The organism is Streptomyces sp. SYP-A7185, assembly GCF_046103685.1.
Lineage (GTDB): Bacteria > Actinomycetota > Actinomycetes > Streptomycetales > Streptomycetaceae > Streptomyces.
This window is the reverse complement of record NZ_CP122310.1, coordinates 6,136,786-6,150,183: the sequence shown is the minus strand read 5'-3', so window position 1 is coordinate 6,150,183 and position 13,398 is coordinate 6,136,786. Positions and strand designations below refer to the sequence as shown.

The window sequence follows — 13,398 nt, the reverse complement described above, 5'->3', positions numbered from 1 at the left end:
TTCGTCTTGAGTAGCGGGGACAGGATTTGAACCTGCGACCTCTGGGTTATGAGCCCAGCGAGCTACCGAGCTGCTCCACCCCGCGCCGTTGTGTTCAAACCGTACCACGGCGCGGAGGGGGTGTTTCGCAGCTGGTCAGCCGCCGTTCTTGTCGCCGTCCTTGTCCGCGTTCTTGTCGGCGTCCTTGTCCGCGTTCTTGTCGCCGCCGTCCTTGTCGGCGTTCTTGTCGCCGCTCGCCCCGCTCTTCTCGCCCGCCTTGTCCTGGGCGTCCTCGGCCCGCTGGAGGGCTTCCTGGAGCTTCTCCTGCGCTTCGCCGTACGCCTTCCAGTCGCCGTCCTTCAAGGCCGTCTCACCGTCCTCGAAGGCCTGCTGGGCGTCGTCCAGGGCGGCCTGCACGGTCGGGTCCTCGGACTTCGGCGGCTCGGTGGGCTCGTCGGTGTCGTCGGCCGGCGGCTTGGTGGTTCCGCCGTCGGCGCCGAACACCTGGTTGAGGCCGTCGCTCAGGGAGTCGGCGAACGCGGTCTCCGTGCCGTACGACACGGCGACCTTCTTCAGGAGCGGATACGCCGATTTACGTCCCTGGACGTACACCGGCTCGACGTAGAGGAACCCGTCGTCCAGGGGCACGGTGAGCAGGTTTCCGTAGAGGACGTCGGAGTCGGCGCCCTTCATGTCCCGGACGAAGTTGCCGACCTCGGTCATCGAGTTCAGCTTGTTCTGGACCTGTTCGGGGCCGTCCACGTCGCCCGTGACTCTCAGCAGCTTCATCGTGCCGAAGTTCTCGCTTCTGGCGTCGGCGTCGACCGTCATGAAGGCGCGCAGGTTCGGGCGCCCGCTGGGGGTGAACGTCGTCGTCAGGGAGAACTGCTGCTGCGTCTGGCCCGGCGTCTTCATGGACAGGTAGTACGGCGGGACCGCGCTGTTGTCCTTCTTCGTCGGGTCGTTCGGCACCTGCCAGGCGTCGGACGCGTTGTAGAACTGGCCCGGGTCCGTGACGTGGTAGAGCGTCAGGAGCTCGCGCTGCACCTTGAACATGTCCTGGGGGTAGCGCAGGTGGTCCATCAGGGTCTTGGGGATGTCGCCCTTGTCCTTGACGGTGTCCGGGAACGCCTTCTTCCAGGTCTTGAGGACCGGGTCCTTCTCGTCCCAGGTGTAGAGCTTGACCTCGCCGGTGTACGCGTCGACGGTCGCCTTCACCGAGTTGCGGATGTAGTTGACCTGGTTCTGCTGGGCCACCACCGCGCGCGCGTCGTCCGACTCCGACAGCGAGTCGGCCGTCGTGTCTCCGAGCGTGGTCCGCGAGGCGTACGGATAGCCGTTGCTCGTCGTGTAGGCGTCGACGACCCACTGGATCTTGCCGTCGACGACCGTCGGGTACGTGTCGCCGTCGATGGTCAGCCAGGGAGCCACCGACTCGACGCGCTCCTTGGGCGTGCGGTTGTAGAGGATCCGCGAGCCGTCGCCGATCGCGCCGGAGTACAGCATCTGCGGCTCTCCGAAGGAGACCGCGTAGGCGGCGCGGTTGATCGGGTTGGAGAGGTTGACGCCGCTGTCGCCCTTGTAGCTGTACGTCTTCTGGCCGCCCCCGTCCTCTTCGTAGTCGAGCTCCTTCTGGGGCCCGCCCACGATCGAGTACTGGGTGGTCTTCTCGCCGTAGTAGATCCGCTGCTCGTACGGGCCGAGGTTGCCGGTGGTCGGCAGGCCGGACTCCGTGAAGTCCGGGGCGCCCTTGGAGCCCTTCTTCGTCTCGGTGCCCTTGGCCGTCACCATGCCGTAGCCGTGGGTGTAGGCGAAGTGGTCGTTGATCCAGTTGCGCTTGTCGAGCTTGTCGAGGCTGAGCTCACGCAGACCGACGATGGTGTCCTGGCCGTTGTAGCGGTCCACGTCCAGGGTCTTCGGGAAGCGGTAGTACTCGCGCTCCTGCTCCAGCTGCTGGAACGTCGGCGAGACGATGTTCGGGTCGTTCAGCCGGTAGTTGGCGGCCGAGTCCGCGTCGCTGCGCTTCTTCTTGGGGTCCTCGTCGGCCTTGCCCGCGCCCTTGTAGTCCTCGGGCTTCACACCGCTGATGCCGTACGCGTCGCGCGTCGCCTCGATGTTCTTCTCGATGTACGGCGCTTCCTTGGCCTGCTCGTTCGGCTGGACCTGGAACTTCTGCACGATGGCCGGGTACAGACCGCCGATGAGGATGGCGGAGAGGACCATCAGGCCGAAGCCGATGACCGGCAGCTGCCAGGTGCGGCGCCACAGCGTGCCGAAGAAGAGCAGCGCGCAGATGACGGCGATGCAGAACAGGATGGTCTTCGCCGGCAGGTACGCGTTCGCGTCCACGTAGCGAAGGCCCGTCCAGTCGCCCGTCGCCTTGAAGTCACTGGACTTCACCGCGAGGCCGTACCGGTCGAGCCAGTACGCCACCGCCTTCAGCGTCACGAAGACGCCGAGCAGCACCGACAGGTGCCCGGTGGACGCGGCCGTGGCGCGCGCTCCGGGGCTGGTGATCCGCAGCCCGCCGTACAGGTAGTGCGTGAGGGCGGCGGCGATCAGGGAGAGCACGGTGGCCGCGAAGCCGAAGCCGAGCATGAAGCGGTACCACGGCAGGTCGAACGCGAAGAACGACACGTCCAGCTTGAACTGCGGGTCCTTCTGGCCGAAGGAGACGCCGTTCACCCACAGGAGCCACGTGCGCCACTGGCCCGCCGCGGAAGCGCCCGCGATCAGACCGACGAGCGTGGCGATGCCGAGCAGCAGCCACTTCTTGTACGGCGCGATGCTCATGCGGTACCGGTCGAGGCTCTGCTGCTCCATCGACATGGCACTCAGCGGCGGGCGCAGCCGGTGCGCCAGCCAGATGTTCAGTCCGACCGCGGCCGCCATCAGGAGGCCGAAGACGAAGAACAAGCCGATCTTGGTCCACAGGGTCGTCGTGAAGACCGACGAATAGTTGACCGAGCGGTACCACAGCCAGTCCGTCCAGAACCCCGCGAACATGACGAACACCATGGCGAGAACCGCCAGGATGCCCAACGTCATGAGCAGGGTCCGGACGCGACGGGACGGTCGGCCCACTCTGATCCGTGGCCCCGTCGGGCCTCCGCCGCGGTCCGGCATCTGGAAAGCCAAGGTGCGCACCTCGAAGTTCGATGTTGATTCTGTTGATCCGTCAGGGCCCGGTGATCGTGGACCCACACCTATGCAACTTACTCACGCTTTACTCGGTTCCCGTTTCTCGGGACTAACGAGGCAGGATTGTGACCATGTCCAACACTCCCATGGCAGCGAGCCCCCTCACCCGTGCCGTACTCGAGATCGACGAGTACGCGTCCGGCCTCGGCTGGGACCGGCCCGCACGCCTCTTCGCGCTCGTCGACACGGCGCGACTGCGCTCCCAGGAACCCGGCCTCGCCGACCAGCTCGGCCTCGACAACTCTCCCGAGGTGACCGGCCTCACCCCCATCGAGCAGGAGGAGATCCCGGAGGGCAAGCCGCTGGACGAGTTCCTCGGCACCATCGCCTGGCCGGACGCCGTGGTGGGCTGCGCGCTCACGGTGGAGCGGCTGATGCTGCCCCCGTCGGCGGAGACGTCCGTCCCCGAAGGGCTCAGCGAGACCCAGCTCGCGAAGTGGGTGGCCGAGCACCCGGACCGCCAGGAGGTCCGCATGACGGTCGCGGTGCTCCGTGACGGGGCGCGCGAGTCGGCCCTGCGGCTGCGCGAGAAGGACTCGCCCACCGAGGTCCTCACCGGGTCCGACCTGGTTCCGGGGCTGGCCGAGGCGCTGTCGGCCACGTTCGCCGACTGACCCCGCCGCCGTCTCCCGTACGCGGGTGGGGTCGCCCTCACCCGCGTACGCCCCGCCCGGGACCCTGCCGCCGAATTTCTGTGTGCCTGCGTGCCTGTGTGCCTGCGTGTCCGGGTGGCCGCTACTTCTTGGCCGTGCACTGCGGCAGGTCCGCGGTGTCGCCCTTGCGGATGGCGTCGAGGGAGTCCACCGCGTCGTCGATGGTGTTCACCTTGACCAGCGTGAGGCCGTCCGGGACGTCCTTGGCCGCCGTGGCGCAGTTGTCCTTCGGCGTCAGGAAGTACTCCGCGCCCTTGGCGCGCGCGCCGACCGTCTTCATGCCGATGCCGCCGATCGGGCCGACCTTGCCGTCGTCGTCGATCGTGCCGGTGCCGGCCACGAAACGGCCGCCGGTGAGGTCGTCCGGGGTGAGCTTGTCGACGATGCCGAGCGCGAACATCAGGCCGGCGCTGGGGCCGCCGACGTCGGCGAGCTTGATGTCGATGGTGAAGGGGAACGTGTGATCGGTCCCCGCCTTGATGCCGACCACCGCGCGGCCGTCGTCCTCCGCCTTCTCCGTGGTGATCTTGATCTCGTCCGTCCGGGTCGGCTCCTTGCCGGCCTTCTCGGCGGCGGCCGCCTCCTTGACGGGGACCACGCTGAAGACGACGTCCTGGCCGGCCTTGCGCTTGGTGACCAGCTTGGCGACGTCCGTCATCTCCTTCACGGGCGTGCCGTCGACCTTCCTGATGACGTCGCCCGCGTGCAGCTTGCCCTCGGCGGGGCTGTCCTTGAAGACGGTCGAGACGACCACCTGGGACTTCACCGGGAGGTCCAGCTCCTTGAGCGCCGCGACCTTGGCGCTCTCCTGGGACTGGCTGAACTCCTCGGCGTTCTCCTGGGTCGACTGCTGCTCGGTCTTGCCGTCCGGGTAGAGGGTGTCGTGCGGCACCACGATGTTGTCGTGGGCCAGCCACCCGTACACGGCCTCCGCGATGTTCATGTTGTAGTCGGCACTCGTGACCCGGACCGTCGTCATGTTGAGGTGACCGGTCGTCGGATACGTCTTGTGGCCGGAGATCTGGAGCACCGGCTCGCCGCCGTGGTCGCCGAGGGTGTTCACCGTGGGACCCGGGGACATCTCCGAGTACGGCACTTTGATGAGCACTCCGGCGCAGAGCAGCGCGATCAGCATCAGGGTGGAGGCGAGCATCGTCGCGGTGCGGCGTGGCATGGAACGACAGTACGGGACCTGCCTGTCGGTGCACCGCTGGGGCCGGTCCGTACGGGGCCCAGGAGGCCCTCAGAGGCCCCCTGTGGACGTCGGGGGCCCGATGGCTCAGGTTCCCGAGTGGGACTTGTCCATCGCCTCGCGGAAGGCCGCGTAGCCGTTCAGTTCGCTGTGGTCTCCGGTCTTGCCGGACTTGCGGTTGCGCGCGGCCCAGCCACCCCACAGACCCGCACCGACAGCTGCCGCAAGCGGAATCAGCAACCAGGCAAGTGACGCCATGTCGACCTCCCGACCCCATGAGCGAACGCAACTGACAGATCAGCAGATTAACCATCCGCTGCGACAACGCTCACGCCAGGGGTCGGGTTACGCAACCGGAGACTCTTGGGGCCAACTGGCCCGGTGGAGGCGGCCGGAGATCAGCAGGCGCCGACCCACTCCTCCTGGCCGTCGGAGAAGCGCTGGTGCTTCCAGATCGGCACCTCGTGCTTGAGGTCGTCGATCAGCTTGCGGCAGGCGGCGAAGGCCTCCGCGCGGTGCGGGCAGGAGACCGCCACGACGACGGCGAGGTCGCCCACCGCCAGGTCGCCCACCCGGTGGACGGCGGCCAGGGCGCGCACCGGATACTCGGCGGCGACCTTCTCGGCCACCCGGCGCATCTCGACCTCGGCCGTCGGATGGGTGGAGTACCCGAGCTCGTCGACGTCCGCACCGCCGTCGTGGTTGCGCACCGTCCCCACGAAGAGCGCCGTACCGCCCGCGGCCTCGTCGCCGACGGCCCGGAAGACCTCGTCCAGGGAGAGCGGTGCGTCGCGGATCGCGAGGAGCCTGATGGGGTCCTGCGCGGCCTGCTCGCCGGGGTGGTCGTTCGTGGTGCGTGCCATGCGGCCATGGTGCCGCACGGCACGGACATCACGGAATAGCGCTTTCGCCCGGCACACGCGCGTGCCGCGTTGGAGTTCTCTACAGGCCCGCGGCACGGCCCTGCGTGCCTCAGATCCGGCGCCGCGCCTTCCGGGCGCGCCGCACCACCGCCGCGGCGCCCAGCAGCGCGACCGTCGCGCCCGCGGCACCCGCCGCCGTCGCGTCCTTGCGGCCGAGCCGGCGTCCCGCCACGGTCCGGCGCCCCGCGACCTCCTCCAGGAGCTCCCCGAGCACCTCCTCGTTGGTCCACCGGGGCCGCCAGCCCGCGTCGTGCAGCCTGCTGACGCTGACCACCCACGGGTACATCGTGTACGCGAGGTCCCCGGCCGGGGACGGGGTGAGGCCGATCCGGTGCAGCCGCGCGGCGGCGCCCAGGGCCACCGTGGAGGGCAGCTCCATGCGCCGGATCTCGCTGAGCTCCTCGACCTCCTCCTGCTCCAGCCAGCCGTCGCAGCCGACCGCGAGCTCGCCGTCGACCTTCTCCAGGACGGCGTACTCCAGAGCGCTGCACAGGTCCTCGACGTGGCAGAACTGCCAGGCGGGGCGCGAGCCCGCCACCACGAGCAGCCGGGGCGACTCGAAGTAGCGCGTGAGGGCGGTGTCCGTGCCGCCCACCAGGATCGCGGGCCGCACCACGGTGACGTTCAGACCGGGGTGGGCGCGGGGCGCCCGCCGGGCGAGCCGCTCGACCTCCAGGAGGTCGCCGACGCCGGTCGCCTCCGCGGTGGCGCGCAGTTCGGCGTCCTCGGAGAGGGGCAGTTCGTTGTCCTCCAGCGCCCCGTAGACCATCGCCGACGTGCAGAGCACGACACGGTGGACACCGGCCGCGGCGGCGGCCGTGAGGACGGTCTGCGTGCCCCGTACGTTGTACGCCGTACGGGCCGCGGCGTCCGTCTCCAGGTCGAGGTCGAGCGCGAGGTGGACCACGACGTCCGCGCCCCGCAGCTTCTCGGCGATGGCCGGGTCCCTGACGTCCAGGATGTGCCACTGGGCCTGGGCGCACTCGCCCCGCCGCTCGTCGATGGCGATGACCTGCTTGATCTCCTCGGACGCGGCCAGGCGCTCGGTCAGGAGCGCGCCCACGCCGGAGGCGGCGCCGGTGACGGCGACCACGGGCCCGCGGACAGGGGCCGGAGTAGAAAGGTTTCGCGCTGCGCGAACCTGTGGATCTGGGGAACTCACCAGGCGTCTCCAGCGGTTGTCTTCAGTAGATACGCGCATGACGCGTACGTACCAGGTGGCATCCATCCTGCCGCAGGCCATGAGTCGGCGAAGCACTGAGGCCCGATCCCGTCACGGTGTCTACGCTGGGTGGTGTTGTAGGGCAGCCGCCGCCGGAACAGTACCGGCGGCCTGACGAGCCGAGGAATCCCGTGAGTGACACCCCATTCGGATTCGGCCTTCCGCCGGAGGAGCCGGAGAACGGCGACGAGGGCAAGAAGAAGGACAGCCCCGGAGGGGGACAGGGTGCGGGCGGCCCTGGGAACCCGTTCGGCTTCGGCGGCCTGCCCGGCGCCGGCGGCCCGGGCGGCGACAACCCCTTCGCCGCGATGTTCGGCTCGATGAACCCGAACGACCTGGGCGCCGCCTTCCAGCAGCTCGGCCAGATGCTCTCGTACGAGGGCGGCCCGGTGAACTGGGACATGGCCAAGGACATCGCCCGCCAGACCGTCTCCCAGGGGACGCCCGACGGCACCAAGGACGCGAGCGTCGGCCCCGCCGAGCGCGGCGCGGTCGAGGAGGCCATCCGCCTCGCCGACCTGTGGCTCGACGACGCGACGTCCCTGCCGTCCGGCTCGGGCCTCGCGGTGGCCTGGAGCCGCGCCGAGTGGGTCGAGGCGACCCTCCCCGTGTGGAAGGAGCTGGTCGACCCGGTCGCCGAGCGTGTCGGCCTGGCCATGGGTGACGTGCTCCCCGAGGAGATGCAGGCCATGGCGGGCCCGCTGATCGGGATGATGCGCTCCATGGGCGGCGCCATGTTCGGCCAGCAGATCGGCCAGGCCGTGGGCGTGCTCGCGGGCGAGGTCGTCGGCTCCACGGACATCGGCCTTCCGCTCGGCCCGTCCGGCAAGGCCGCCCTCCTCCCGGCGAACGTCGAGGCCTTCGGCAAGGACCTGGGCGTCCCGCAGGACGAGGTCCGGCTCTATCTCGCGCTGCGCGAGGCCGCCCACCAGCGGCTCTTCGCCCACGTGCCGTGGCTGCGCTCGCACCTGTTCGGCGCGGTCGAGGGGTACGCCCGCGGCATCAAGGTCGACACCGCCAAGCTGGAGGACGTGGTCGGCCAGCTCGACCCGCAGAACCCCGAGCAGCTTCAGGAAGCGCTCCAGCAGGGCATGTTCCAGCCGGAGGACACGCCCGCCCAGAAGGCCGCCCTGGCCCGCCTGGAGACGGCTCTCGCGCTCGTCGAGGGCTGGGTGGACGCGGTCGTGCACGCGGCGGCCAAGCCCCGCCTGTCGTCCGCCGACGCCCTGCGCGAGACGCTGCGCCGCCGCCGTGCGTCGGGCGGTCCCGCGGAGCAGACCTTCGCCACGCTCATCGGCCTTGAGCTGCGTCCGCGCCGGCTTCGGGACGCCTCGCGCCTGTGGGCCTCGCTCACGGACGCACGCGGCGTGGACGGCCGTGACGGCCTGTGGGCCCACCCGGACATGCTGCCGACGGCATCGGACCTGGACGACCCGGACGGCTTCGTGCACCACGAGCAGCTGGACTTCTCCGAGCTGGACAAGATGCTCGGCGAGGCGGCGGGCGGCTCGGCCAAGCCGGACCTCAAGAAGGACACCGGTGACACCGGGGCCGCCGGGGACACCGGGACCGCCGGGGAGACCGACAAGGAGCAGGGCGGCACCGAGGGCGACGGCGAGAAGTGAGCCTTCACGACGACGCGGTCCTCGTGCTGAAGGGCTACGAGGACCAGGAAGAACTGCGCCAGTACTACCTGGACCACCTCGCCGCCCATCCCGAGGACGGCATGTGGAAGGCCTGCACGGACGGACACCTGACGGGCAGCGCCCTGGTGGTCGACCCCGAGCGCGGGCGGGTGCTGCTGACGCTGCACAAGAAGCTGCGGATGTGGCTTCAGATGGGCGGCCACTGCGAGCCGGGCGACCCGACGCTGGCCGCGGCCGCGCTGCGTGAGGCCACCGAGGAGTCGGGCGTGCCGGGCCTGACGCTGCTGCCGGGCGGCCCGGTCCGCCTGGACCGGCACCCGATCCCGGGCCCCTGCACGCAGCACCTGGACGTGCAGTACGCCGCGCTGGCTCCCGCCGACGCCGTCGAGGCGATCAGCGACGAGTCACTGGACCTGCGCTGGTTCGCGTACGACGAGGTGGCGGAGGTCGCCGACACGTCGGTCGTACGCCTGGTGGAAGCAACAAGGGCGCGACTTTAAGAGGGCGCCCTAGGGGCGCCCCGAAGGGGCGCGGGGAACCGCGCGACCAGCCACAGCCGGTCCGCGGTTCCCCACGCTCCTGTCATGTCACTGCTCCCGCCCCCGCGCGGGGGCTAGCTCCAGACGTTGCCCTGGTTCTGCCCCCGGGCCCCCTGCTGTCCCATGCCGAACTGTGCCCGCGCGCCCTGTCCGATGACGGCGTTCTGCGGCGGCAGCAGCTCGCTCGGCTGGACGAGGGCGTACCCCTGGCCCATGAAGCTGAGCTCCCAGCCCTCACCGGTGTTGCCGCGCCGCCGCCACACCCCGGAGGAGTGCGTCTGGGCCTGCATCTGCACCCGCAGGCCGTTCGACCAGGCGACGACCGCGTCGGCGTCGGCGTTCACGTACTGGTCCGGCGTGACCTGGAGCATCAGCGGCTGGCCCGACGTCATCAGGGCGACCTTGCCGCGGCCCGTGATGTTGAGCTGGTACTTGCCCGAGCCGGAGATGCCGTACTGGCTGTCCACGGCGATGACCTGGTGGGTCAGCGACGAGTCGAGCGCGAGGACGTAGCTGCTGTCCACGGTCAGGCCGTCCTGGTCCACGTCCACCACGTGGATGTACTGGGCCAGGTTGGCGAGGTAGACCGTGCCCTGGCCGTGGCAGCGCATGAGGTCGAGACCCTCGCCGGTGTGCGCGCGGGCCCGCTGGTTGCCCTGGCTCTGGTACTCGGCGTCGAACTCGACCAGGCCCTGGTAGGCGACCATGGCGCCCTTGCGGGCCAGGACGTCGTCGTGCCCCGTGAGGGCGACCCGCAGCAGCTGCGGGTTCTGGACGGCGTAGCGCTCCTGGGTCTGCTGCTCGGTGTGCGCGAAAAGTGAACTCTGCATGGTGTCCTGCTCCCCCTCAGCCCCGGGCCCGGAGACGGTCGGTGCTGTCCTCGCTGGGCTGTACGACGACGATGCCCTCGCCGGAGAAGCCCATCTGGTAGGCCTCGCCGCTGCCGCGCCCGATGAGCGAACCGGCCTTGAAGCTGCGCTTGCCCTTCACCTTGAGGTTCGGGGACCACGCGATCAGGGCGTCCGGGTCGACGTACGTCTCGTCCTCGCCGCGTCCGCAGTCGACGACGATCGGCGTGCCGCGGGAGGTCAGCGCCACCCAGCCCTGGCCGGAGATCTTGATGTTCCACAGGCCCTGGCCGGCGAACTTGGCCAGGCCCTTGACCCGCTCGACGCCCCACTGGAGGCTCGCGTCGAAGGCCAGGAGGTTCGTGCCGTTCACCGAGAGCGAGTCGCCCGCGAGGTTGATGACGACGACGTCGGCCCCGTAGTCGGCGAGGTAGAGCAGGCCGTCTCCGGAGCACTTCATCAAGGGCGCGCCCTCGCCGGTCATCCACTCCCGCGCGATCTGGCGCACGGCGGGCGGATTGGGCTCGTACTGCACGAACCCTTCGTAGGCGACCATCGAGCCCACGCGCGCGAGGAGGTCGTTTCCGGTCTGCATCGCCACCTTGAGCATGTGGTGGCCGTGGTTCTCCATACGGGCGGCAACGGGCGCCGGGGCGAAGCCCGAGAGTTGCTGATTCATGACGGGCTCCCTCAGACCTCGAACGGCTGGACGATGATGAAGTTTCCGGGCGCACCCCGGAACTGGAGGTTCACGCTCTCCCCCGTGGAGCCCGCGTACGCGTTGCTGCGCAGCCGCACCTGGCTGGAGACGATCGCCTGAGCCGCCGCCGACCAGGCGACCACGGCGTGGCAGTCGGCGAACGTCGTCGGCGTGACGGGCAGGACGACGGGCACGCCGTGCGTCTTGACGACGACCGTGCCGGTGCCCTGGAACTGCATGACGAACAGCGCCCCGCCGGGAATCCCGTGGCCCTCGATCCTGCGCACCTCGTGCTGGAGGGACTCGTCGAACGCGAGGACATTCTCCGCGGAGACACAGATCGCGTCGCCCTGGAGCTCGATGGGGTGCAGATGCGTGGCCTCCTCGGCGAGGAAGACCTGGCCGCGGCCCGAGCAGCGCATCAGCTGCATCTCCTGGCCGGTGGAGTTGCCCACGACGCGGCCGGCGAAGCCCGCGCCCTTGTAGCTGAACTCGACCTTGCCCTGGTAGAGCACCATGCTGCCCTGCCGGGCGAGCACGGCCTGCTCGCTGACGCCGAGGTCGACGCGGACCAGCTTGTCGTTCTGCTGCGTCCAGCGCTGACCGGTGGGGGCCTCGCGGTACTTCTGGAGGGCCGCGGCCACTCCGGCGCCCTGCGGGGCCGCGCCCTGCCCAGCGGCGGGCTGACCGGGGAACTGACCGGGGGGCTGCTGGCCGTAGCCGGGCGGCATCGGGGCGCTCGGCTGCTGGCCGTAGCCGGGCGGCGGGGGCGCGGACTGGCCGGGGACCTGGCCGAACTGCGGCTGGTGGGGCGCCTGGGGCTGCTGGGGCTGGTGGGGTGCTTGGCCGGGCTGCTGGCCGTACGGCGCGGGAGCCGGCGGGGGCGGGACCGTGCCGCCGGGCGGCTGGTTCAGCGGCGCCACGATGGTCTGCGCGGCGTGCACCGAGGGGTCCGCCGGTGCCGGGGCGGGCGGCGGGGTGGCGCCCTGCGGGGGCGCGAAGTGCTGGGCGGGAGCGGGAGCGGGGGCCGGGGCGGGAGCCGGGGCCGGGGTCTGCGCGGGTGCGGCGGGGGCGCCGAACGCGGGCGGGGCGGCGGCCTGGGCGGGCGGCGCGAAGGCCGGGGCGCCGGTGGGCTGCGGTGCCTGCGGGGCGGGCTCCTCCTCGGCGACCTCGCCGCCGAAGTTCCTCAGGAGCGCGTCGAGACCGCCGTCGAAGCCCTGGCCGATGGCGGCGAACCGCCAGACGTCCTTCAGGTAGAAGTCGCCCAGCATCACGGCACGTTCCGTGGAGAACTCGGCGCCGTTGAAGGAGTAGCGGGCCACTTCCTCGCCGCCCGCGACGATCCGGATGTATCCGGGGGCGACCTGCGACATCTGTCCCGCGCCGTCGATCGTCGCGGTGAACGACAGCTTCTGGATCTTCGCCGGGATGCGGTCGAGCGTGACCCGGAAGGACTCCGTGTCGCCCGCCTGGGCGCCGAGAAGCTGGATGGACTCCTCGGGCGACTTCGGCTGGTTGAAGAAGATGAAGTAGCTGTCGTCCGACAGGCGCTCGTCCGCGTCCAGGCCGAAGCAGCTGATGTCGAAGCTCAGTCCGGGGGCGGAGATCTGCACGCCTACGTACAGATCGGTCCCAGCGGTGAGGTCACTGATCTTGGCCTTGTGGCCGCGTTGGAATTCCCTGGCCATACGTAACGACCGTCCCCCATCCCGAATGTAAATGCGTCGCGTCAGGCTAACCGGAAAGTCCGACGGCGGACCAAGCCGGTACAGACCCGGTACACAACGTCCGCGGGCGGGGGAAGTTCACTCGTCGCGGGCGGCGGGCAGGTGGGGCAGCCGGTCGGCCGCGACCACACCTTCGAGGTACCCACGGGCCCGTTCCGTACGGGGATAGGCCTCGAGGAGCTGCCAGAAATTGGGGCCGTGCCCGGGGACGAGCAGGTGGGCGAGCTCGTGGACGAGGACGTAGTCGACGACGTACTCGGGCATGCCCTGCAACCGGTGCGAAAGGCGGATGCTGCCCTCCGACGGGGTGCACGAGCCCCACCGGGTGTTCTGGTTCGTGACCCAGCGAACGGAGGCGGGCCTGGCCCGGCCGCCGAAGTACTGCTCGGAAAGCCGCTCGGCGCGCTCGGCGAGTTCCGCGTCGCCCAGGACCCGTTTGCTCTCCTGGGCCGCGAGCTTGTCCAGCATGACGTTGACCCAGCGCTGCTCCTCGGCCTCGGACATCCGGGCGGGGATGAGCACGACGGTCCGGTCGCCCTCGCGGTACGCGGAGACCGTTCTGCGGCGGCGGGCGCTCCGTCTGACCTCGACCGCGCTCGCCCCCGAGCCGGGTGGCGGCGGGCTGGTCATGCTGCGCTGTGGGTTTCCGGCGCGGTGCAGTGGGTCGGCGGGCACGCCCCGACGTTACCCGCTGGGCGTGGGGGAAGTCCCGCCTCCGGGACGGTTCGGCGGGGTATCGCTCCCCGTGCGATCGATTAGTACGACGAA

Annotated in this window: 12 protein-coding genes and 1 tRNA gene; 3 read left to right on the top strand and 10 right to left on the bottom strand. The window is 70.2% G+C overall.

The genetic code is table 11. The features are described from left to right. Positions 1–11: 11 nt before the first annotated feature. Both QBL25_RS27105 and QBL25_RS27100 read right to left on the bottom strand, forming a co-directional pair. Positions 12–85: transfer RNA gene (locus QBL25_RS27105), tRNA-Met, on the bottom strand. Between the two features lie 50 nt (positions 86–135). Next, complete coding sequence (locus QBL25_RS27100) at positions 136–3,105, bottom strand: UPF0182 family protein (RefSeq protein ID WP_409062794.1); 2,970 nt, start codon at positions 3,103–3,105, stop codon at positions 136–138. A gap of 146 nt (positions 3,106–3,251) precedes the next feature. Here QBL25_RS27100 and QBL25_RS27095 point away from each other — a divergent pair, with 146 nt between their 5' ends. Next, entirely contained in the window at positions 3,252–3,794 is a 543-nt protein-coding gene (locus tag QBL25_RS27095; protein ID WP_409059574.1) for a PPA1309 family protein, read from the top strand. A 121-nt stretch (positions 3,795–3,915) separates the two neighbouring features. Here the strand turns inward: QBL25_RS27095 and QBL25_RS27090 are convergent, their stop codons facing one another. The 4 genes from QBL25_RS27090 to QBL25_RS27075 all read right to left on the bottom strand — a co-directional run bounded on the left by QBL25_RS27090 (position 3,916) and on the right by QBL25_RS27075 (position 7,110). Beyond that, the gene (locus QBL25_RS27090; RefSeq protein WP_409059573.1) at positions 3,916–5,007 is read right to left on the bottom strand and encodes a PDZ domain-containing protein; all 1,092 of its coding nucleotides are present in this window, start codon (positions 5,005–5,007) and stop codon (positions 3,916–3,918) included. Between the two features lie 105 nt (positions 5,008–5,112). Continuing rightward, positions 5,113–5,283 carry a hypothetical protein gene (locus QBL25_RS27085; protein ID WP_361833374.1) on the bottom strand — a complete coding sequence of 57 codons (171 nt, stop codon included), beginning with the start codon at positions 5,281–5,283 and terminating at the stop codon, positions 5,113–5,115. A 140-nt stretch (positions 5,284–5,423) separates the two neighbouring features. Continuing rightward, positions 5,424–5,888 carry a molybdenum cofactor biosynthesis protein MoaE gene (locus QBL25_RS27080; RefSeq protein WP_409059572.1) on the bottom strand — a complete coding sequence of 155 codons (465 nt, stop codon included), beginning with the start codon at positions 5,886–5,888 and terminating at the stop codon, positions 5,424–5,426. Between the two features lie 109 nt (positions 5,889–5,997). After that, positions 5,998–7,110, bottom strand: coding sequence for an SDR family oxidoreductase (locus tag QBL25_RS27075; RefSeq protein ID WP_409059571.1), 1,113 nt, complete (start codon positions 7,108–7,110; stop codon positions 5,998–6,000). Between the two features lie 191 nt (positions 7,111–7,301). Here QBL25_RS27075 and QBL25_RS27070 point away from each other — a divergent pair, with 191 nt between their 5' ends. Continuing rightward, the gene (locus tag QBL25_RS27070) at positions 7,302–8,795 is read left to right on the top strand and encodes a zinc-dependent metalloprotease (protein ID WP_409059570.1); all 1,494 of its coding nucleotides are present in this window, start codon (positions 7,302–7,304) and stop codon (positions 8,793–8,795) included. After that, positions 8,792–9,316, top strand: coding sequence for an NUDIX hydrolase (locus QBL25_RS27065; RefSeq protein WP_409059569.1), 525 nt, complete (start codon positions 8,792–8,794; stop codon positions 9,314–9,316). The genes QBL25_RS27070 and QBL25_RS27065 overlap by 4 nt, the downstream gene beginning before the upstream one ends. 113 nt (positions 9,317–9,429) lie before the next feature. Here the strand turns inward: QBL25_RS27065 and QBL25_RS27060 are convergent, their stop codons facing one another. The 4 genes from QBL25_RS27060 to QBL25_RS27045 all read right to left on the bottom strand — a co-directional run bounded on the left by QBL25_RS27060 (position 9,430) and on the right by QBL25_RS27045 (position 13,305). Continuing rightward, positions 9,430–10,185, bottom strand: a complete 756-nt coding sequence (locus tag QBL25_RS27060; RefSeq protein WP_409059568.1) for an AIM24 family protein — start codon at positions 10,183–10,185, stop codon at positions 9,430–9,432. A gap of 16 nt (positions 10,186–10,201) precedes the next feature. Then, on the bottom strand, positions 10,202–10,882 hold the full coding sequence (locus QBL25_RS27055; protein WP_409059567.1) for an AIM24 family protein: 681 nt from the start codon (positions 10,880–10,882) through the stop codon (positions 10,202–10,204). Positions 10,883–10,893: 11 nt separating this feature from the next. Next, the gene (locus QBL25_RS27050; RefSeq protein ID WP_409059566.1) at positions 10,894–12,591 is read right to left on the bottom strand and encodes a TerD family protein; all 1,698 of its coding nucleotides are present in this window, start codon (positions 12,589–12,591) and stop codon (positions 10,894–10,896) included. Between the two features lie 117 nt (positions 12,592–12,708). Beyond that, positions 12,709–13,305, bottom strand: a complete 597-nt coding sequence (locus QBL25_RS27045; RefSeq protein WP_409059565.1) for a M48 family metallopeptidase — start codon at positions 13,303–13,305, stop codon at positions 12,709–12,711. Between the last annotated feature and the right edge of the window lie 93 nt (positions 13,306–13,398).

Coding starts and splice junctions, on each gene's coding strand:
- QBL25_RS27100 (WP_409062794.1), bottom strand. CDS start 3,105: ATGCCGGACCGCGGCGGAGGCCCGACGGGGCCACGGATCAGAGTGGGC.
- QBL25_RS27095 (WP_409059574.1), top strand. CDS start 3,252: ATGTCCAACACTCCCATGGCAGCGAGCCCCCTCACCCGTGCCGTACTC.
- QBL25_RS27090 (WP_409059573.1), bottom strand. CDS start 5,007: ATGCCACGCCGCACCGCGACGATGCTCGCCTCCACCCTGATGCTGATC.
- QBL25_RS27085 (WP_361833374.1), bottom strand. CDS start 5,283: ATGGCGTCACTTGCCTGGTTGCTGATTCCGCTTGCGGCAGCTGTCGGT.
- QBL25_RS27080 (WP_409059572.1), bottom strand. CDS start 5,888: ATGGCACGCACCACGAACGACCACCCCGGCGAGCAGGCCGCGCAGGAC.
- QBL25_RS27060 (WP_409059568.1), bottom strand. CDS start 10,185: ATGCAGAGTTCACTTTTCGCGCACACCGAGCAGCAGACCCAGGAGCGC.
- QBL25_RS27055 (WP_409059567.1), bottom strand. CDS start 10,882: ATGAATCAGCAACTCTCGGGCTTCGCCCCGGCGCCCGTTGCCGCCCGT.
- QBL25_RS27050 (WP_409059566.1), bottom strand. CDS start 12,591: ATGGCCAGGGAATTCCAACGCGGCCACAAGGCCAAGATCAGTGACCTC.